Source organism: Streptomyces sp. MA5143a, assembly GCF_900290235.1.
GTDB lineage: Bacteria > Actinomycetota > Actinomycetes > Streptomycetales > Streptomycetaceae > Streptomyces.
Genome location: NZ_OLMK01000018.1, coordinates 64,247 through 82,713, shown reverse-complemented (window position 1 = coordinate 82,713; position 18,467 = coordinate 64,247). Strand labels below are relative to the sequence as shown.

The following is an 18,467-nucleotide window of genomic DNA, read 5'->3' as shown; positions in this document are numbered from 1 at the left end:
TACCTCCGACGTCCGAATCGCCCCTGCGGGAAGGCCCCATGACACTCTCACCTGCGCGTGCGCCCCGCCCCGCGGACCTCCGGACCACCGGTGTCCGCCGGCTGACGGCCACGCTGTACGGCTACGCGTTCCTCGACGACTTCGTGCTGCTCTACCCGGTGTACGCGCTGCTGTTCAGCGACACCGGTCTGTCCCTCTGGCAGGTCTCCTCGCTGTTCGCCCTGTGGTCGATCACCGGGATATTGCTGGAGGTCCCCTCCGGCGCCTGGGCCGACGCCGTCTCCCGACGGCTGCTGCTGTGGCTCGGCCCGCTGCTCACCGCCGTCGGCTTCGCCCTGTGGGTGATCGTGCCGTCGTACTGGGCCTTCGCCCTCGGCTTCGTGCTGTGGGGCGTGCGCGGAGCGCTCGGCTCCGGCGCGCTGGAGGCCCTGGTCTACGACGAACTGGACCGGCTCGGCGCCGCCGACCGGTACGCGCGCGTGATCGGCCGGGCCCAGGCGGCCGGGATGATCGCCGTGATGGCGGCGATGGCGCTGGCCGGGCCGGTCCTCGACCTCGGCGGCTACCCGGCCGTCGGCGCCGCGAGCGTCCTGGTCTGCGTGCTGACCGCGGCGCTGGCGACCCGGTTCCCCGAGCACCGTCCGTCGGCCGCCGGTGGTGGTGACCGCGCCTCCACCCTCACGACCCTGCGGACCGGGCTCGCCGAGGTCCGCCGCGGCCGTTCCGTGCGCGGAGCCCTGCTCCTGGTCCCCGCGGTCGGCGCTGTCTGGGGCGCCCTCGACGAGTACACCCCGCTGTTGGTCCGCGACACCGGCGTGGCCCAGCAGACGGTGCCGTACCTGCTGCTGCTGGTCTGGGCCGGGCCCACGGTCGGCAGTCTGCTGACCGGTGTGGGCGAACGCCTCGGCACGACCGGGCTCGGAGTGGTCCTCGCCGTCTCGGCGCTCGCCCTCGCCGGGGGCGCCCTGACGGCGACCCCCGCCGGTGTCGCCCTCGTGGGTGTGGCGTTCGGCGGCTTCCAGCTGGTCAACGTGCTCGTCGACGCCCGGCTCCAGGACCGTATCGAGGGGCAGCGCCGGGCGACGCTCACCTCGGTGGCGAGCATGGGCACCGAACTGGCCACCGTCGCCGTCTTCGCCGGGTACGCCCTGCTCGGCGCGCACCACGCCCACAGCACCGTCTTCGCGGTGTTCGCGGTGCCCTACCTGGTGACGGCACTGGTCCTGGTCGCGAGAAGGGGGACGTCCACCGCACGCCCCTGACACCCGCCCGGTGGGGCTGCCCCAGACCGTCCGTGACGGGGCAGCCCCGCGGGGCCCCACAGGCGGGAGAGCACCGCCCGAAGCGCGCAACGAATCGCCGCGGACCCGCCCCAGGACGCAATGAACCGCTCACCGGCGCGCAACGGCTCCTCCTTGTCCGGCCTGGTCAGCCGCCCGTACCGTCTACATGACCCCCAGACCCCCTCCTTCCGGTGAGGAACGCGCATGCGCATCGCCCTGCTCCAGAGCTCCGGCCGCCCCGGCTCGGTCGTCGAGAACCTCAAGGTGCTCGGCGAGGCCGCGGGCCGCGCCGCCGCTGCCGGGGCGGGGCTGCTGATCGCCCCCGAGATGTTCCTGACGGGGTACGCGATCGGCGACGACATCGCCCGGCTCGCCGAGCCCGCCGACGGCGACTCGGCCGACGCGGTCGCGGAGATCGCCCAACGCCATGGGCTCGCCGTCGCATACGGCTACCCCGAGCGGTCCGGTGAGGTCGTCCTCAACTCGGCGCAGCTCGTCTCCGCCGACGGCACCCGGCTCGCCAACTACCGCAAGACGCACCTCTTCGGCTGCTTCGAGCGGGACCACTTCACGCCGGGAGAGCAGCCCGTCGTCCAGGCCGAGCTGGACGGCGTCCGCGTCGGGATCATGATCTGCTACGACGTGGAGTTCCCGGAGAACGTCCGCGCCCACGCCCTCGCCGGCACCGACCTGCTGGTGGTGCCCACGGCCCAGATGCATCCGTTCCAGTTCGTCGCCGAGTCGATGATCCCGGTGCGGGCCTTCGAGAACCAGATGTACGTCGCGTACGTCAACCGGGTCGGCCGGGAAGGGGAGTTCGAGTTCGTCGGGCTGTCCACGCTGGCCGGGCCCGACGGGGTCGCGCGCACCCGCGCCGGACGCGAGGAGGACCTCGTCCTCGCCGACGTCGACCCCGCCCTCGTCGCGGCCTCCCGCGAGGCGAACCCGTATCTGACGGACCGCCGCCCGGGTCTCTACGCATCCCTCGTCTGAGCCTGTCTCCCTCCCGCCCCGCCCTCGCCGCTTTCCCGCAAGGAGTCCGTACCCCATGACGTCCACCGTGCCCAACGCCATCGAGCACGCAGACGAGCAGCAGCCGCCGATCACCATGTTCGGCCCGGACTTCCCGTACGCGTACGACGACTTCCTGGCCCACCCGGCGGGCCTCGGCCAGATCCCGGCGACCGAGCACGGCACCGAGGTCGCGGTCATCGGCGGCGGGCTGTCCGGCATCGTGGCCGCGTACGAGCTGATGAAGATGGGCCTCAAGCCGGTCGTGTACGAGGCCGACCGGATCGGCGGACGGCTGCGCACGGTCGGCTTCGAGGGCTGCGACCCCTCGCTCACCGCCGAGATGGGCGCCATGCGCTTCCCGCCCTCCTCCACCGCCCTCCAGCACTACATCGACCTGGTCGGCCTCAAGACGCGGCCCTTCCCCAACCCCCTCGCGGAGACCACGCCCTCGACCGTCGTCGACCTCAAGGGCGAGTCGCACTACGCCGAGACGATCGCCGACCTCCCGCAGGTCTACCGCGATGTCGCCGAAGCCTGGAACAAGTGCCTCGACGAGGGCGCCGACTTCTCCGACATGAACCGCGCCATGCGCGAGCGGGACGTCCCGCGCATCCGCGAGATCTGGGCGCGGCTCGTGGAGAAGCTCGACAACCAGACCTTCTACGGCTTCCTCTGCGACTCCGAGGCCTTCAAGTCCTTCCGGCACCGCGAGATCTTCGGCCAGGTCGGCTTCGGCACCGGTGGCTGGGACACCGACTTCCCGAACTCCATCCTGGAGATCCTGCGCGTCGTCTACACCGAGGCCGACGACCACCACCGCGGCATCGTCGGCGGCAGCCAGCAGCTCCCGCTGCGCCTGTGGGAGCGCGAGCCCGAGAAGATCGTGCACTGGGCGTACGGCACCTCCCTCGCCACGCTGCACGAGAACGGCGCGCCCCGCCCCGCCGTGACCCGGCTGCACCGCACCGCCGGCAACCGGATCACCGTGACCGACGCGGACGGCGACATCCGCACCTACCAGGCGGCCGTGTTCACCGCCCAGTCCTGGATGCTGCTGTCGAAGATCGACTGCGACGACTCGCTCTTCCCGATCGACCACTGGACGGCGATCGAGCGGACCCACTACATGGAGAGCTCGAAGCTGTTCGTGCCGGTCGACCGGCCGTTCTGGCTGGACAAGGCCGTCGACGACAGGGGAAACCCGACGGGCCGGGACGTCATGTCGATGACGCTCACCGACCGGATGACGCGCGGGACGTACCTCCTCGACGACGGCCCGGACAAGCCCGCCGTCATCTGCCTCTCCTACACCTGGTGCGACGACAGCCTGAAGTGGCTGCCGCTGTCCGCGAACGAGCGGATGGAGGTCATGCTGAAGTCGCTCGGCGAGATCTATCCGAAGGTCGACATCCGCAAGCACATCATCGGCAGCCCGGTCACCGTGTCCTGGGAGAACGAGCCCTACTTCATGGGCGCCTTCAAGGCCAACCTGCCCGGCCACTACCGCTACCAGCGGCGCCTGTTCACCCACTTCATGCAGGACCGGCTGCCCGAGGACAAGCGGGGCATCTTCCTCGCCGGCGACGACATCTCCTGGACGGCCGGCTGGGCGGAGGGCGCGATCCAGACCGCGCTCAACGCCGTCTGGGGCGTCATGCACCACCTCGGCGGCACCACTGACGCGACCAACCCCGGCCCCGGCGACGTGTACGACGAGATCGCGCCCGTGGAACTCCCGGAGGACTGAGAGCGACGGGGGTTTGTTCACAGGCTCTGAGCCGGCCGCCGCTCAGTGCGGCAGCGGCGTCAGGAGCATCCGCCCCGCGCACCCCACCGCCGCGTCCAGGCGGTGGGCCAACTCCTCGGCGAGATCGGGGAGTCCGCGCAGTGCCCACAGTGCCCTGGCCGCCGCCCAGGTGGCCTCGCGGGCCCGCTCCAGGCTCCACGCACCGAGCAGATGGGTGAGCGGATCGGCGACCTGGAGCAGATCGGGGCCCGGCATCAGCTCCTCGCGCACCCGCTCCTCCAGCGAGACGAGGAGGTCGCCCACGTGCTCGAACTCGTCCTCCAGGTCGACGGGTTCACAGCCGAGCGTACGACAGGCGTCCACGACGGCGAGCGCGAGATCGTGCCCGATGTGCGCGTTGATGCCCGAGAGCGCGAACTGCAGCGGACGTACGCCGGGATGGCGCCGGAGTTGCAGCAGTGGCCGCCAGCAGGCGGGTGCGGGGCCGCCCTCCGCCACCCGCAGGTACCGCTCCGCGAAGCGCACGTCGAGGGCGATCGCGGCCCGTGGATCCGCGAAGCAACCGGCGTCGACACGCCGGCCCACGGCCTCCGTGACGGTGAGGTAGACACGGTTGAAGACCGCGATCCCGTCCCGCTCGGGCAGGGCGGCGTCGAGGGCCCGCATACGGGCGACGACGGCGTCCACCGAGTCCACGGAATTGGTGAAATGTTCCAACTGCGCCATAAGGGGCAGGGTCCCAGGCCTAGGCTGACACCGACGCCGCCGTGCCCGGCACATCCCCGGATCGGGGGAACGCGGACTCGGCGGCGCGTACCGGGAAGCCGGTGAGTCCCGGTCCGGGAGCAGGGGGGAGCACCACGTGGCAGGCTTACGCGCCCAGCGACTGGCCGCACGCCGCGCCGCGCACAGGCGGAAGGTGCGCCGCGGCGCCATGATCGCCGCGGCGTCGCTGGTGGCCGTCGCCGGTACCGTCACCGGTGCGATGGCCGGACTGGACGGCGACGGAGGCACCGCAGAGGCCCGGACCTTGTCCGGCGGCCCGCCCGGCCACCCGTCCCACCCCGGTCCGGCCTCCCCGTCCCCGTCGGGGACCTCGCCCTCACCACCGGCATCGTCCGAACCGTCCCGGACGCCCGGGGCGCGCCCCTCGGTGGAGGAGACCCGTCGGCGCACCGGGCCCCGGCCGGACGCCCCCGTCAAGCTCTACCGGCACCCCGGGTCCCAGGTCCGCGACTGGGTGCGGGCCCACCCCGACGACCCGCGCAGCGCCGTCATCGAGTCCCGTATCGCCGACCGTCCCGCGGCCGTCTGGTTCACCGACCCGAACCCGGCCACCGTCACCGCCGAGGTCGCCGCGGTCGCCTCCGGCGGCGCGGAGCACGACCGGGTGCCGGTCCTCGTGGCGTACGCCGTCCCGGACCGGGACTGCGGTGGGGCCTCCCAGGGCGGCGCCAGGAACCTGGACGCCTACGACGCCTGGATCGACGCGTTCGCCGCCGGGCTGGGCGAGGACGAGGTCATCGTCATCCTGGAACCCGACGCGATCGCCCAGTCCGACTGCCTCCCCGCCGACGAGCGGGCCGACCGGTTCACCTCGCTCGTCCGTGCCGGCCGCGTCCTCAAGGACGCCGACCCCAAGGCCCGCGTCTACTACGACGCCGGACACTCGCAGTGGAACGCCCCCGACAAACAGGCCACCCTGCTGCGCCTGGCGGGCGCCGCCGCACCGGCCTCCTCCGACGGCGTCTTCAGCAACGTGTCGAACTTCAACCGCACCGACGCGGAGATCGCCTACACCCGGAAGGTGCTGGACGCCCTCGGAGGCCCGGCGGACCTCGGCGCCGTCATCGACACCAGCCGTAACGGCAACGGCGCCCCGACCGACGGCGCCTGGTGCGACCCGTCGGGCCGGGGCCTCGGCCGCCCGCCGACGCTCACCACCGGCGAGTCCCGCATCGACGCCTATCTGTGGGTGAAACTGCCGGGTGAGTCCGACGGGTGCCGGGGCGAGGCCGGCGAGTTCTCACCGGGGTACGCGTACGACCTGGCACGGGGGTGAGCGAGGCCCGCGTCCGTACCGGCGGGCCGAGGCGTGGGCTCCCGTCCACGGCGGTCGGGTCCGCGCCCCGCGCCCACGGCCCGCACTGAGCGGTTGCTTAGGATGAGGGCGTCCCGTTCCGTGCCGACGTTCCCCAGGAGCACCACCCGTGACCGCCGAAGCCCCGACAGCCCCCGCCCTCGCCCACGGCAGGCTCGTCCCCGTCACCGTGCACTTCGACGACCTGGACGCCCTCGGCATGCTGCACAACGCCCGCTACCCGGTGATGGTCGAGTGCGCCTGGACCCAGCACTGGCGGGAGCAGGGCTACGGCTTCGACGGCGACTGGGCCGCCGCCGGCGACTTCTGCAACGTGGTCAAGGAACTGCGGATCAGCTACGAGGCGCCGGTCACCCGGCCCGGCACCTACGCCGTGCACCTGTGGCTGGAGAGGCTCGGCACCACCGGCCTCACCTACGGCTTCCGCTTCTGCTCGGCCGACGGCTCGCGGACCTACGCGCAGGGCACCCGCGTCCTCGTCAGGCTGGACGCGGACACCCTGCGGCCCACCGCGTGGAGCGACGGCTTCAGGGCTTCGGGTCGGGAACTGCTGCGTCCGGCCGACTGATCCGCGTCCGGTCACCCTCCCCGGCCCGCAGCACCCCCGCGAACACGGCGAGCCCGCACGCCAGCAGGGTCACCAGACCGAACGACACCACCAGGCTGGTCAGCTGCGCCAGACCACCGATCGCGCTCGGCGCGATCAGTCCCGAGGTGTACGTGATGGTCGCGACACCCGCGATGGCCAGGCTCGGGTTCGGGCCGCTGCGCCCGGCCGCGGCGAAGCAGAGCGGTACGACGACGGCGATGCCCAGCCCCATCAGCGCGAACCCGGCCATGGCGACCGCCGGGTGGTTCGCGACGACGATCAGCACACCGCCGAGCGCCGCGAGGACGCCGCTCGCCCGCACCGTGCGCACCGCGCCGAAGCGGTTCACCACCGCGTCGCCCACCAGCCGGGCCACCGCCATGGTGAGCATGAACCCGGTGGTGCACGCCGCCGCGAGGCCCGCCGAGGTCGCCAGCTCGTCCCGCAGATACACCGCCGACCAGTCCAGGGCCGCCCCCTCCGCGAAGACCGCGCAGAACCCGACCGCGCCGATGAGCAGCGCCGACCTGGGCGGCAACGCGAACCGGGGCGGCGGCTCCTCGTCCTCGGTGGCCCGGATGTCCAGCACCCACTGACAGGCGACCAGGCCGAGCACGGTGAGGGTGGCCGCCGCGAGCGCGTGGTGGAGCCGGGCGTCCGAGCCGAGGTGCGCGGCGAGCGTGCCGGCCGCCGAGCCGACGAGGGCGCCCGCGCTCCACATGCCGTGCAGCCCCGACATGATCGACTTGCCGAGACGGGCCTCGACCTCGACGCCGAGCGCGTTCATCGCCACGTCCGCCATCCCGGCCGTCGCGCCGTACACGAACAGGGCGGCACACAGCGTCCACAGGTTCGGCGCCAGGGACGGCAGGATCAGCGCGAGGGTCCACAGCGAGATCAGGGCCCGCATCGCCGTACGGGCGCCGAGCCGGTGACTGACGTAGCCGGCGAGCGGCATCGCCACGGACGCGCCGATCGCCGGGAACGCGAGGGCCAGCCCCAGCTCACCCGCGCTGAGCCGGGCGTGGTCCTGGATCCAGGGCACCCGGGTCGCGAACGAGCCGGTCACCGCTCCGTGCACGGCGAAGACGGCGGCCACGGCGTACCGGGCCCGCCGCACATCGCGCCGTTCGTAGACCACCGCGCTCATTCTCCGCCCTCCCTGGCTTCCTCGAATGCCCTCGAACCCGCACTCCAGGCGTACCCGTCCGCTTCCGGACCTCCCGGCCCGCTCTCGCGCCGCCGTAAACTATCAGGAACCCTGCCTGATAGATAGAGAGCGCTGTCCGCGTCGTCGATCTGGGAGGATCCCGGCATGCCCGCATCACCCAGCACCGCCCGAGCCATCAACGACCGGCTCGCCCTGCGGCTGCTGCAGGAGGAAGGGCCGTTGACGGCGGGGCAGTTGAAGCAGCTCACCGGTCTGTCCCGGCCCACCGTCGCCGACCTCGTGGAGCGCCTCACCGAGGCCGGACTGATCTCGGTGGTGGGGGAGTCGGGCGAGCAGCGGCGTGGGCCGAACGCCCGCCTCTACGGCATCGTCGCCGACCGCGCGTACCTCGCCGCGCTCGACGTGCGCACCGAGGGCGTCACGGTCGTCGTCACCGATCTGCTCGGTACGGAACTGGCGCGGGCGTCCGTGCTCGTCGCGGACGACGCGGGGACCGGGCCCGCCGTCGAGCAGGCCGTCAGCCTCGTCGAGCGCGCCGCGAAGGAGGCGGGTGCCGACCGGCTGCACACCATGGTCGTCGGTGCCCCCGGCCTCATCGACCCGGCCACCGGCGAACTGCGCGACAGCACCGGGCTGCCCGAATGGCACCGCCGGCTGGCCGCCGCCCTCGGTGAACGCCTCCCGGCCCGGGTCCTCGTCGAGAACGAGACCAACCTCGCGGCGCTCGCCGAGCAGCGGGACGGCGCCGCCCGCGACCGCGACACCTTCGTCCTCCTCTGGCTCGGCCTCGGCACCGGCGCGGCCGTCGTCCTCGACGGCACCCTCCGCCGCGGCGCCTCCGGCGGTACCGGCGAGATCGGCTTCCTCCCGGTCCCGGGCACCACGGCCCTGCCCTCGGCCACCGACTGCGAGGGTGGCTTCCACTCCCTGGGCGCCGCCGCCGCGATCGACTCCCTGGCCAGGGAGTACGGCCTGTCGGTCGCCGCCCCCGCCGGAAACGAGCCGTACGCGGCCACTCAGGTGAGGGCGGCCGCGGAGGCGGCGACGAGCCGACCCCCGGCGGACGGGAGCGCGGCTGCACCGGCCGGCGCGAACGCCCCGCAGGCGCGTCCGGCGGGCGGGGCCGGCGCCTCGTCGGACGGGACGGTCACTCCCGTACTCCCCCTGGGCGACGCGCGCGCGATCCCGGGCACCCGCCCGTCGGCCGACGCCCATGTCCGCTTCCTCGACGCCCTCGCCGATCGTCTCGCCATCGGTGCCGCCTCCGTCGTCGCCGTACTCGACCCCGGCTGTGTGGTGCTCGGAGGGGAGGTCGGGCAGGCCGGAGGGGAGGAGCTCGCCGCCCGGGTCGAGGCGCGGCTGGCGGCGCTGTCGCCGCTGCCCACCGAGGTCCGGCCCAGCGCCCTCGGCGGCGCCGCCGTCCTGCGAGGGGCCCTGCTCATGGCGAGGGACACGGCCCAGGACGAGCTGTTCACACCGCCGCCGCGGTAGGAGTCCCACCCGGCGGGGGATGCCGAGGGCGGCCCGGTTCGGGTGGCCCGCCGCCGACCCGGACCTGGGCCGCCCCCGACCCGGTGGCCCCTCGGGTCACCCCGTCCTCCGGCCCCCGCCGAACCGTTCGGCCACGTACTCCCCGAACGTCCCCTTGCCCGCCGACCTTTCCGGGCTCAGGTGGCCCCCGGCGCGGAAGCCCGCGTACGCCTTGCCGAACAGGGGCACCGTCAGCAGGGCGCGGCGGCGGCCGGTGGCGGTCAGGTAGGTGCGGGCCAGCGCGCGCAGGCTCAGGACCTCCGGGCCGCCCATGTCCGGGACCCGGCCCGCGGGGGCGGACACGGCGAGCTCGGCCAGACGGTCGGCGACCTCGGCGACGGCGATCGGCTGGTCGCTCACCCCGGCCGGCACCGGCATGACCGGAGACTTCGACAGGCCCTCGAAGAGCGTCACGAGCAAATCGTGGAACTGGGTCGCCCGCAGCGTCGTCCAGCCCAGCCCCGACTCCTCGACCAGCCGCTCGACCGCCAGTTTGCTCCGGTAGTAGCCGAACGGCACCCGGTCGACGCCGACGATCGAGATGTACACGAGGTGCCCCACCCCGGCTCGCCGCGCCGCGGCGATCAGGTTCGCCGCCGCCTTCTCGTCGCCGCCGCGCGGCGAGGACGCACAGTGCACCACCGTGTCCACCCCCGCCAGCGCCGGGTCCAGCCCGCTCCCGCCCGCGACCAGATCGACTGCGTACGGCCGCGCGTGCCGGCTGAGCACCCGCACCTCGTGCCCGTCCGCCCGCAGCCGCTCGGCGACGCGCCGGCCGAGGACACCGGTCCCGCCGGTCACCAGGATCGTGGTCATGCTGTCCACCCTTTCGACACCGGCGCTCCCCGCGAACGCCTTCGGTAGCTATGACCGGAGAGCACCCGTGGAATGTGACACGGGGGCGGGGAACCCCCGGTCGGCGAGGGGGAAGGGGGACCCGGCGGCGGGGCAAGGGCCGTCGTCACCGCCGCCGGGCCGACTGGGGGCGGCCGGTGCGCCTTCGGGACGAGTAACCGCGATCGCCGACCTTAAAAGGACTAGACCAACTCGGTCAATGGGTCCGGTGCGTGGTTCGACTGGGTTCGACGTGGTCCGACTGGGGCCGGTGGGGCGGACATTGACTCGTGGTCAGTCAGGGGCCGGCCTCCGCGTCACTCGCCGTAGAAGTCCAGTGACACCATCTGTGAGCCACCCCACAGTCATCACCCGCATGGGTGCCGATCAGGCGTGGCACACTGGCCATGTACCAGAAGCAGCGCACTCCGGGGTCGGTGAAAGTCCGAACCGGCGGTTATAGTCCGCGACCCGGTCGCTTCCAGCGGCCGGTTGACCAGGTGAAATTCCTGGACCGACGGTTAAAGTCCGGATGGGAGGCAGTGCGCGGCGGGTGGGCATGTGTGCGCGCCGCCGACTGTTGTCGGCCTGCTCCAGCAGGAGTGGGCCCTCCACACGGCGTCGCCCCCTGTGCCGTTGTCCGCTGATCCCTGTCGTCTTCGACAGCCCCGGAGTCCGTGCCCTACGAGGCAGGAGGACCCGGGAAGTGTTCACCGGAATCGTCGAAGAGCTGGGTGAGGTCACCGCCGTCGAGAACCTCGGCGACGCCTCCCGCTTCCGACTGCGTGGCCCCGTCGTCACCCAGGGCGCGAAGCACGGCGACTCCATCGCCGTCAACGGCGTCTGTCTCACCGTCGTGGAGCACGAGGACGACTGGTTCACCGCCGACGTCATGGCGGAGACCCTCGACCGCTCCAGCCTCGGCGCCCTCACCGTCGGCTCCCGCGTCAACCTCGAACGCCCCATGGCAGTCGGCGAACGCCTCGGCGGCCACATCGTGCAGGGCCACGTCGACGGCACGGGCGAGGTCATCGAGCGCAAGCCGTCCGAGAACTGGGAGATCGTCAAGATCTCGCTCCCGGCCGACCTCACCCGGTACGTCGTGGAGAAGGGCTCCATCACCGTCGACGGCATCAGCCTCACCGTCGTCGAGGCCGGCACCGACCACTTCACCGTCAGCCTCATCCCCACCACCCTCGACCTGACCACCCTCGGCCGCAAGCAGCCCGGCGACCCGGTCAACCTCGAGGTCGATGTCATCGCCAAGTACGTCGAGCGGCTCCTCGGATCGCAAGGGGCCACGCGGTGAACTCGCTGAACTCGGTCGCCTTCACCGTGTTCGACCAGCAGATCCGCTGGTCGGACATGATCGGGAACATCTTCGGCCTGATCGCCCTCGCGCTCGGCGCCGTGCGCTCCCTGTGGAACTGGCCCGTGCAGTTCCTCTCCGGGCTCATCCTCTTCGGCGCCTTCGCCGGCCACCTCACCGGCAGCGCCGGCAAGCAGGTCATCGTCATGGCCGTCGCCGCGTACGGCTGGTGGCAGTGGAACCGCACCAAGGGACAGGCCGCGGACGGCGCCATCGCCCCCCGCTTCGCCACTTGGCGCGAACGCGGCTACCTCCTCGCCGGCGCCGTCCTCGGCACCCTCGCCGTCGGCGGACTGTTCACCGCGTTCCCCACCCTGTCCTGGGACCCCTGGCCGGACGCGTACATCTTCACCGGCACCATCGTCGCCATGTACGCCCAGGCACGCGGCATGGTCGAGTTCTGGTTCGCCTGGCTGCTGGTCGACCTCGTGGGCGTACCGCTCAACTTCGCCAACGGCTACGCCTTCTCCGGTTTCGTCTACATCATCTACGGCGCGCTCGTCCTGTGGGGCATGCGCGACTGGTGGCTGCGGTCCCGCAAGCCCGCCCTGGAAGGAGCCCCGGCATGACCATGGCGCCGATTCTCTACAGCACCGACGACATCGAGAACTTCGGGCTCGACCCCGTGGAGCAGGCCATCGCCGACATCGCGGCCGGCCGCCCCGTCGTGGTCGTCGACGACGAGGACCGGGAGAACGAGGGCGACCTCGTCATCGCCGCCGAGAAGGCCACCCCCGAGATCGTCGCCTTCATGATGAGCGAATGCCGGGGCATGATCTGCGCCCCCATGGAGGGCGACGAACTGGACCGGCTCGAACTGCCGCAGATGGTGCAGCAGAACACCGAGTCCATGCGCACCGCCTTCACCGTCACCGTCGACGCCGCCCCCGAGCACGGAGTCACCACCGGCATCTCCGCCTCCGACCGCTCCACCACGCTCCAACTGCTGGCGAGCGGCACGGCCCGGCCCACCGACTTCGTCCGCCCCGGCCACATCTTCCCGCTGCGCGCCCGTACCGGCGGCGTCCTCGTGCGCGACGGCCACACCGAGGCCGCCGTCGACCTCGCCCGCCTCGCGGGCCTCCGCCCGGCCGGCGCCATCGTCGAGATCGCCGGCGAGGACGGCCGCATGCTGCGCCTGCCCGAGCTGATCCCCTTCGCCCGCAAGCACGGCCTGACGATCATCTCCATCGAGGACCTGATCGCCTACCGCCGCTCCTCCGAGCCCACCGTCAAGCGCGAGGCGAAGACCCAGCTCCCCACCGCCTTCGGCGACTTCACCGCCTACGGCTACCGCTCCACCGTCGACGGCGTCGAGCACGTCGCCCTCGTCCACGGCGAGATCGGCGACGGCGAGGACGTCCTCGTCCGCGTCCACTCCGAATGCCTCACAGGCGACGTCTTCCACTCCCTGCGCTGCGACTGCGGCCCCCAACTGGAGACCTCCCTCGAACGCATCGCCACCGAGGGCCGCGGCGTCGTCGTCTACCTCCGCGGCCACGAGGGACGCGGCATCGGCCTGCTGTCCAAGCTGCGCGCCTACGAACTCCAGGAACGCGGCCGCGACACCCTCGACGCCAACCTCGAACTGGGCCTGCCCGCCGACGCCCGAGACTACGGCGCCGGTGCCCAGATCCTCCGCGACCTCGGCGTCCGCAGCCTCCGACTGCTGACCAACAACCCCGAGAAGACCGACGCCCTCGTCCGGCACGGCCTCGCCGTCACCGGCCGCGAGCCGATGCCCGTCCGCGCGGGCGAGCACAACCTCCGCTACCTGCGCACCAAGCGGGACCGGATGGGCCACGACCTGCCCTGGCTGGACACGACCACCGTGACCACCTGCGGCGAGCAGTAACACCAGCGGCACGAACAACACGCACGAGAATCAGGAACCAAGGAGCAACGTGAGCGGCAAGGGCGCACCCGAACTGTCCGTCAGCAACGTCGGCGACCTGCGCGTCGCGGTCATCGCGGCCCAGTGGCACGAGAAGGTGATGGACGGCCTCGTCGACGGCGCCCTGCGCGCGCTGCACGACCTGGGCATCGACGAGCCGACCCTCCTGCGCGTCCCCGGCAGCTGGGAGCTCCCCGTCGTCGCCAAGGTCCTCGCCGGCCGCGGCTACGACGCCATCGTCGCCCTCGGCGTCGTCATCCGCGGCGGCACCCCCCACTTCGAGTACGTGTGCCAGGGCGTCACCCAGGGCCTCACCCAGGTCTCCGTCGACACCGGAGTCCCCGTCGGCTTCGGCGTACTGACCTGCGACACCGAGGAGCAGGCCCTGGACCGCGCCGGTATCGAGGGTTCCAACGAGGACAAGGGGCACGAGGCGGTGACCGCGGCCGTGGCGACCGCGGCGACGCTCCGCTCAGTATCCGAACCCTGGCGCTGAGGCACGCCCGTGACGGCGTAGTGTGGGGCCCACCATGTCCAAGAAGACGTTCGAGGAGCTCTTCACCGAGCTCCAGCACAAGGCCGCCCACGGCGACCCCGCCACCTCCCGCACCGCCGAACTGGTCGGGAAGGGCGTCCATGCCATCGGCAAGAAGGTCGTCGAAGAGGCCGCCGAGGTCTGGATGGCCGCCGAGTACGAGGGCAAGGAGGCGGCCGCCGAGGAGATCTCGCAGCTGCTTTACCACGTCCAGGTGATGATGGTCGCCCGCGGCATCTCCCTGGACGACGTGTACGCCCACCTCTGAGCCGTCGCCCCGCACACATCCGAGCACCCACGAGAACGAAGGAAGCCTGCCTCATGCTGCGCATCGCCGTCCCCAACAAGGGTTCCCTGTCCGGCCCTGCGGGGGAGATGCTGCATGAGGCCGGCTACCTCCAGCGCCGGGAGTCCAAGGAACTGCGGATCGTCGACCCGGGGAACGAGGTCGAGTTCTTCTACCTCCGCCCCCGCGACATCGCGATCTATGTCTCCTCCGGCCGGCTCGACATCGGCATCACCGGCCGTGACCTGCTGATCGACTCCGGCGCCAACGCCGAGGAGATCCTCCCGCTCGGCTTCGCCCGCTCCACCTTCCGCTTCGCCGCCAAGCCCGGCACTGCGGCCGGCATCGCCGACCTCAAGGGCAAGACCGTCGCCACCTCGTACGAGGGCATCGTCGCGGGACACCTCGCCGACCACGGCATCGACGCCTCCGTCGTCCACCTCGACGGCGCCGTCGAGACCGCGATCGAACTGGGTGTCGCCGAGGTCATCGCCGACGTCGTCGAGACCGGGACCTCCCTGCGCAACGCGGGCCTGGAGGTCTTCGGCGAACCGATCATGAAATCCGAGGCCGTCGTCATCCGCCGCGTCGACGCCGACACCTCCTCGGAGAACGAGCCCAAGGTGCAGCAGTTCCTGCGCCGCCTCCAGGGCGTCCTCGTGGCCCGCACCTACGTGATGATGGACTACGACTGCCGCGTCGAGCAGTTGGAGAAGGCCGTCGCCCTCACCCCGGGCCTGGAGTCGCCGACCGTCTCGCCGCTGCACAACGAGGGCTGGGTCGCCGTACGCGCCATGGTCCCGGCCAAGGAGGCCCAGCGGATCATGGACGACCTGTACGACATCGGTGCCCGGGCCATCCTGACCACCGCCATCCACGCCTGCCGCCTCTGAGTTCCGGGGAGTCGTACGCGATGTCGGATCTGCCCGCCCTGCCGGTCACCTTCCGGCCGGGGCGCACCCGGGCCGTCCTGCTGACCGCCGCCGCGGCGATCTTCGCGGTCATCACGGTGGTCGCCCTGCTGCTGCCGACCCTCGGCCCGGGGGAGCGGCTCAGCTTCGTCTTCACGGCGGCCCTGCTCGCCGGGGTGCTGTGTCTGCTCTCCCGGCCCAAGGTGGTCGCCGACGAGTCCGGAGTGACCGTCGTCAACATCGCCGGGAGGCGCCGGCTCGGCTGGGCGGAGATCGTCCAGGTGAACCTGCGGGTCGGCGACCCCTGGGTCTTCCTCGACCTCACCGACGGCACCAGCCTGCCCGCGCTCGGCATCCAGCCCGGCATCGCCAAGCAGCACGCCATCGAGGACGCCCGCACCCTGAGGGCACTGGTCGAGGCCCGCTCCGTCGGTGAACCCGAACAGCCCCGGGGCTGACACCGGGTGACCCCGGACTGACAGCGAGCGCATCCGGGGCGCCCCCGAGCAGGCTCGGGGCCGACGCAGGGGAAGATCGGGGCCGACTCAGGGCCGCCGCCCCTGCCGTACCGGCCCATGTCTTGATTAATCTGTTGGCGGAGGCGTTTTCGTTGCGCCTCCGCCACTGTTGTGCCACCGGGTACGCCAGTGGCCCCCTGCTACTTCGAGGAGTGACTCCTTCCAGCGATGGACGGATCGTCCTGTAGTACCTGCGCCGCCCCCTCCCGACATATCGAGGCGGCGGCATGACCATCCCTGTGCTGCTGCTCGCAGCCGCGTTCCTCCTGATCCTCGCCAACGGTTTCTTCGTGGCCGCCGAGTTCGGCCTCGTCACGGTCGAGCGACCGGACGCCGAGAAGGCCGCTGCCGAGGGCGACCGCCGGGCCCACAAGGTGGTGGGCGCCCTCAAGGAGCTGTCCTTCCAGCTCTCCGGCACCCAGCTCGGCATCACCATCACCTCCCTCGTCGTCGGCATGCTCGCCGAACCGGCGCTCGCGGAGCTGCTCCACGGCCCGTTCACCGCGATCGGCATACCCGAAGGCGCGGTCTCCGGGGTCTCCGTCGTCGTCGGCATGCTGCTGGCGTCCGCCGTGCAGATGGTGATCGGTGAACTGGTCCCGAAGAACTGGGCGGTGTCGCGGCCGATGCAGGTCGCCCGCTTCGTCGCGGGCCCCCAGTACGTCTTCTCCCGCCTGTTCCGCCCGGTCATCGCGGGCCTCAACGCCGTCGCGAACCGGCTGGTCCGCGCGCTCGGCGTCGAGCCCGCCGAGGAACTGGCCTCCGCCCGCACCCCCGACGAACTGGTCTCCCTGGCCCGTCACTCCGCGCAGGCCGGCGCCCTGGAACAGGACACGGCCGACCTCTTCGTCCGCACCCTGTCCCTCGGCGAGCTGACCGCGGAGAACGTGATGACGCCCCGCGTGAAGGTCAGCGCCCTTCAGTCCTCGGCCACCGCCGAGGACGTGGTCAACCTGACCCGCGCCACCGGCCTGTCCCGCTTCCCCGTCTACCGGGAGCGGATCGACGAGATCGTCGGCATGGTCCACCTCAAGGACGCCCTCGCGATCCCGGCCCGGGATCGGCTGCACACCCCGGTCGGCCATATCGCCAAGGCCCCGCTGCTCGTGCCGGAGTCGCTGCCCGTGCAGCCGCTCCTGGCCCGGCTGCGCAGCGAACAGCCCATCGCCGTCGTCGTCGACGAGTACGGCGGCACGGCCGGCGTGGTGACCCTGGAGGACATCGTCGAGGAACTGGTCGGCGAGGTCCGCGACGAGCACGACGGGCAGGACCTGCCCGAACTGGCCGTCGCCCCGCCCGAGGACGGCCGCCCCGCCTGGGACGTCGACGGCAGCTGCCGGGTCGACGTGCTCCAGCGCATAGGCCTCGATGTGCCCGAGGGCCCCTACGAGACGGTCGCGGGCCTCGTCGCCGACCTGCTCGGCCGGATCCCGGCGCCGGGCGACAAGGCGGAGCTGCCCGGCTGGCGGCTGGCGGTGCGCCAGGTCGGGCACTACCGCGCCGAGCGGGTACGCCTCGTGCGCACGGCACCCGCCCCCGAACCCCTCACCCTGGCGGAGGCGGCCCGATGAGCGCGCTCCAACTCCTGTTCGCCCTGCTCCTCGTGCTCGCCAACGGCTTCTTCGTCGGCGCCGAGTTCGCCCTGGTCTCGGTCCGCCGCAGCCAGATCGAACCGCTCGGCACGGCCCGGGCCCGGCAGGTCCTCCACGGCCTGGAGAACCTGCCGCGGATGATGGCGGCGGCCCAGTTCGGCATCACGATCTGCTCCCTGACGCTCGGCGCGGTCGCGGAGCCGACCGTGGCGAAGCTGCTTGAACCGGCGTTCGAGGCGATCCATCTGCCGCACGGGATGATCCACCCCCTGGGGTACGTCATCGCGCTGGCCGTGGTGGTCTTCCTGCACCTCGTCATCGGCGAGATGCTGCCGAAGAACCTGGCGATGGCGGCGCCCGAGAAGACGGCGCTGTGGCTGAGCCCCGGCCTCGTCGCCTTCGCGCGTGTCTGCGGACCGGTCACGGTGGGCCTCGGCGCCTGCGCCCGGGTCATCCTGAAGATCTTCCGCGTCGAGCCGAAGGACGAGGTGGAGGCGGTCTTCACCAGCGTCCAGCTCGGCCGGCTGGTCGAGGACTCGGGCCAGGCGGGACTGCTGGACCCCGAGGAACAGGAACGCCTGGAGGACGCGCTGGAGCTGGGCTCCCGCCCGGTCACGGACGTCCTGCTCAAGCGCGACTCGCTGGTGACGGTGGGCCCCTCGGTCACCCCCGCCCAGGTGGTGGCCCTGACCGCCCGCACCGGCTACTCCCGCTTCCCGGTGGTCGCGGAGACCGGCGCGTTCATGGGCCGCTACCTCCACGTCAAGGACGTCCTCGACGTGGAGGACTCCGACCGGGCCGTCCCCCAGCAGGTGTGGCGCCCCATGACCACCCTCCGCTCGGAACTCCCGCTCGACGACGCGCTCACGGTCATGCGCCGCGCCGCCACGCACCTCGCGCAGGTCGTCGACGCGTCCGGCAAGGTCCTCGGCCTGGTCGCCCTGGAGGACGTCCTGGAACTCCTCGTGGGCGAGGTCCGCGACCCGGCCCACCGTCAGGCTCCGCCGGTACGCCTGGCAGAACCGAGGACGACGGGATCCCCGGAGAACGTGCTGGCGAGCTGAGGGCAGGGCGCGAATTCGGGTGCGGGTGG

Annotated in this window: 18 protein-coding genes and 1 riboswitch; of the genes, 15 read left to right on the top strand and 3 right to left on the bottom strand. The window is 72.2% G+C overall.

Annotated features, from left to right (window positions below; translation table 11 throughout):
* Positions 1-38 precede the first annotated feature (38 nt).
* The 3 genes from SMA5143A_RS09355 (at position 39) to SMA5143A_RS09345 (ending at position 4,044) form a co-directional block, all read left to right on the top strand.
* Positions 39-1,262, top strand: coding sequence for an MFS transporter (locus tag SMA5143A_RS09355; protein WP_107462433.1), 1,224 nt, complete (start codon positions 39-41; stop codon positions 1,260-1,262).
* Between the two features lie 225 nt (positions 1,263-1,487).
* Positions 1,488-2,276, top strand: coding sequence for a carbon-nitrogen hydrolase family protein (locus SMA5143A_RS09350; protein WP_107462432.1), 789 nt, complete (start codon positions 1,488-1,490; stop codon positions 2,274-2,276).
* A gap of 55 nt (positions 2,277-2,331) precedes the next feature.
* The gene (locus tag SMA5143A_RS09345; protein WP_107462431.1) at positions 2,332-4,044 is read left to right on the top strand and encodes a flavin monoamine oxidase family protein; all 1,713 of its coding nucleotides are present in this window, start codon (positions 2,332-2,334) and stop codon (positions 4,042-4,044) included.
* Between the two features lie 42 nt (positions 4,045-4,086).
* On the opposite strand, the gene SMA5143A_RS09340 is transcribed toward SMA5143A_RS09345, so the two are convergent.
* The gene (locus SMA5143A_RS09340; RefSeq protein ID WP_107462430.1) at positions 4,087-4,770 is read right to left on the bottom strand and encodes a DUF5995 family protein; all 684 of its coding nucleotides are present in this window, start codon (positions 4,768-4,770) and stop codon (positions 4,087-4,089) included.
* A gap of 208 nt (positions 4,771-4,978) precedes the next feature.
* Here SMA5143A_RS09340 and SMA5143A_RS09335 point away from each other — a divergent pair, with 208 nt between their 5' ends.
* Together SMA5143A_RS09335 and SMA5143A_RS09330 are read left to right on the top strand one after the other, a co-directional pair.
* Positions 4,979-6,106 (top strand): glycoside hydrolase family 6 protein, encoded by a 1,128-nt coding sequence (locus SMA5143A_RS09335; RefSeq protein ID WP_107462429.1) that lies wholly within the window; start codon positions 4,979-4,981, stop codon positions 6,104-6,106.
* A 148-nt stretch (positions 6,107-6,254) separates the two neighbouring features.
* Positions 6,255-6,713 carry an acyl-CoA thioesterase gene (locus SMA5143A_RS09330; protein ID WP_107462428.1) on the top strand — a complete coding sequence of 153 codons (459 nt, stop codon included), beginning with the start codon at positions 6,255-6,257 and terminating at the stop codon, positions 6,711-6,713.
* On the opposite strand, the gene SMA5143A_RS09325 is transcribed toward SMA5143A_RS09330, so the two are convergent.
* Positions 6,673-7,884 carry an MFS transporter gene (locus tag SMA5143A_RS09325; RefSeq protein ID WP_107462427.1) on the bottom strand — a complete coding sequence of 404 codons (1,212 nt, stop codon included), beginning with the start codon at positions 7,882-7,884 and terminating at the stop codon, positions 6,673-6,675. The genes SMA5143A_RS09330 and SMA5143A_RS09325 overlap by 41 nt on opposite strands.
* A 165-nt stretch (positions 7,885-8,049) precedes the next feature.
* Here SMA5143A_RS09325 and SMA5143A_RS09320 point away from each other — a divergent pair, with 165 nt between their 5' ends.
* On the top strand, positions 8,050-9,396 hold the full coding sequence (locus SMA5143A_RS09320) for an ROK family transcriptional regulator (protein WP_107462426.1): 1,347 nt from the start codon (positions 8,050-8,052) through the stop codon (positions 9,394-9,396).
* Positions 9,397-9,492: 96 nt separating this feature from the next.
* On the opposite strand, the gene SMA5143A_RS09315 is transcribed toward SMA5143A_RS09320, so the two are convergent.
* Entirely contained in the window at positions 9,493-10,251 is a 759-nt protein-coding gene (locus SMA5143A_RS09315) for an SDR family oxidoreductase (protein WP_107462463.1), read from the bottom strand.
* 437 nt (positions 10,252-10,688) lie between these two features.
* Positions 10,689-10,819, top strand: a riboswitch (FMN riboswitch).
* Between the two features lie 156 nt (positions 10,820-10,975).
* Here SMA5143A_RS09315 and SMA5143A_RS09310 point away from each other — a divergent pair.
* From SMA5143A_RS09310 to SMA5143A_RS09270, 9 genes are all read left to right on the top strand, one after another.
* On the top strand, positions 10,976-11,578 hold the full coding sequence (locus tag SMA5143A_RS09310) for a riboflavin synthase (protein WP_099965450.1): 603 nt from the start codon (positions 10,976-10,978) through the stop codon (positions 11,576-11,578).
* A complete protein-coding gene (locus tag SMA5143A_RS09305; RefSeq protein WP_107462425.1) occupies positions 11,575-12,207 on the top strand; it encodes a nicotinamide mononucleotide transporter family protein in 633 nt (210 codons plus the stop codon). The genes SMA5143A_RS09310 and SMA5143A_RS09305 overlap by 4 nt, the downstream gene beginning before the upstream one ends.
* Positions 12,204-13,493 carry a bifunctional 3,4-dihydroxy-2-butanone-4-phosphate synthase/GTP cyclohydrolase II gene (locus tag SMA5143A_RS09300; RefSeq protein WP_107462424.1) on the top strand — a complete coding sequence of 430 codons (1,290 nt, stop codon included), beginning with the start codon at positions 12,204-12,206 and terminating at the stop codon, positions 13,491-13,493. The genes SMA5143A_RS09305 and SMA5143A_RS09300 overlap by 4 nt, the downstream gene beginning before the upstream one ends.
* 49 nt (positions 13,494-13,542) lie before the next feature.
* Entirely contained in the window at positions 13,543-14,028 is a 486-nt protein-coding gene (gene ribH, locus SMA5143A_RS09295; RefSeq protein ID WP_055537205.1) for a 6,7-dimethyl-8-ribityllumazine synthase, read from the top strand.
* A gap of 34 nt (positions 14,029-14,062) precedes the next feature.
* Complete coding sequence (locus SMA5143A_RS09290) at positions 14,063-14,335, top strand: phosphoribosyl-ATP diphosphatase (protein WP_007491392.1); 273 nt, start codon at positions 14,063-14,065, stop codon at positions 14,333-14,335.
* 53 nt (positions 14,336-14,388) lie between these two features.
* Positions 14,389-15,246, top strand: coding sequence for an ATP phosphoribosyltransferase (hisG, locus tag SMA5143A_RS09285; RefSeq protein WP_107462423.1), 858 nt, complete (start codon positions 14,389-14,391; stop codon positions 15,244-15,246).
* 20 nt (positions 15,247-15,266) lie between these two features.
* Positions 15,267-15,722 (top strand): PH domain-containing protein, encoded by a 456-nt coding sequence (locus SMA5143A_RS09280; RefSeq protein WP_107462422.1) that lies wholly within the window; start codon positions 15,267-15,269, stop codon positions 15,720-15,722.
* Between the two features lie 287 nt (positions 15,723-16,009).
* Positions 16,010-17,353, top strand: coding sequence for a hemolysin family protein (locus SMA5143A_RS09275; RefSeq protein ID WP_107462421.1), 1,344 nt, complete (start codon positions 16,010-16,012; stop codon positions 17,351-17,353).
* Complete coding sequence (locus tag SMA5143A_RS09270) at positions 17,350-18,438, top strand: hemolysin family protein (RefSeq protein WP_107462420.1); 1,089 nt, start codon at positions 17,350-17,352, stop codon at positions 18,436-18,438. The genes SMA5143A_RS09275 and SMA5143A_RS09270 overlap by 4 nt, the downstream gene beginning before the upstream one ends.
* Positions 18,439-18,467: the final 29 nt, after the last annotated feature.

Bases quoted from the DNA above. Each gene is read 5' to 3' on its own strand.
- SMA5143A_RS09355 (WP_107462433.1), top strand. From the start codon at position 39: ATGACACTCTCACCTGCGCGTGCGCCCCGCCCCGCGGACCTCCGGACC.
- SMA5143A_RS09350 (WP_107462432.1), top strand. From the start codon at position 1,488: ATGCGCATCGCCCTGCTCCAGAGCTCCGGCCGCCCCGGCTCGGTCGTC.
- SMA5143A_RS09345 (WP_107462431.1), top strand. From the start codon at position 2,332: ATGACGTCCACCGTGCCCAACGCCATCGAGCACGCAGACGAGCAGCAG.
- SMA5143A_RS09340 (WP_107462430.1), bottom strand. From the start codon at position 4,770: ATGGCGCAGTTGGAACATTTCACCAATTCCGTGGACTCGGTGGACGCC.
- SMA5143A_RS09335 (WP_107462429.1), top strand. From the start codon at position 4,979: ATGATCGCCGCGGCGTCGCTGGTGGCCGTCGCCGGTACCGTCACCGGT.
- SMA5143A_RS09325 (WP_107462427.1), bottom strand. From the start codon at position 7,884: ATGAGCGCGGTGGTCTACGAACGGCGCGATGTGCGGCGGGCCCGGTAC.
- SMA5143A_RS09320 (WP_107462426.1), top strand. From the start codon at position 8,050: ATGCCCGCATCACCCAGCACCGCCCGAGCCATCAACGACCGGCTCGCC.
- SMA5143A_RS09315 (WP_107462463.1), bottom strand. From the start codon at position 10,251: ATGACCACGATCCTGGTGACCGGCGGGACCGGTGTCCTCGGCCGGCGC.
- SMA5143A_RS09300 (WP_107462424.1), top strand. From the start codon at position 12,204: ATGACCATGGCGCCGATTCTCTACAGCACCGACGACATCGAGAACTTC.
- SMA5143A_RS09290 (WP_007491392.1), top strand. From the start codon at position 14,063: ATGTCCAAGAAGACGTTCGAGGAGCTCTTCACCGAGCTCCAGCACAAG.
- hisG (WP_107462423.1), top strand. From the start codon at position 14,389: ATGCTGCGCATCGCCGTCCCCAACAAGGGTTCCCTGTCCGGCCCTGCG.
- SMA5143A_RS09280 (WP_107462422.1), top strand. From the start codon at position 15,267: ATGTCGGATCTGCCCGCCCTGCCGGTCACCTTCCGGCCGGGGCGCACC.
- SMA5143A_RS09275 (WP_107462421.1), top strand. From the start codon at position 16,010: ATGACCATCCCTGTGCTGCTGCTCGCAGCCGCGTTCCTCCTGATCCTC.
- SMA5143A_RS09270 (WP_107462420.1), top strand. From the start codon at position 17,350: ATGAGCGCGCTCCAACTCCTGTTCGCCCTGCTCCTCGTGCTCGCCAAC.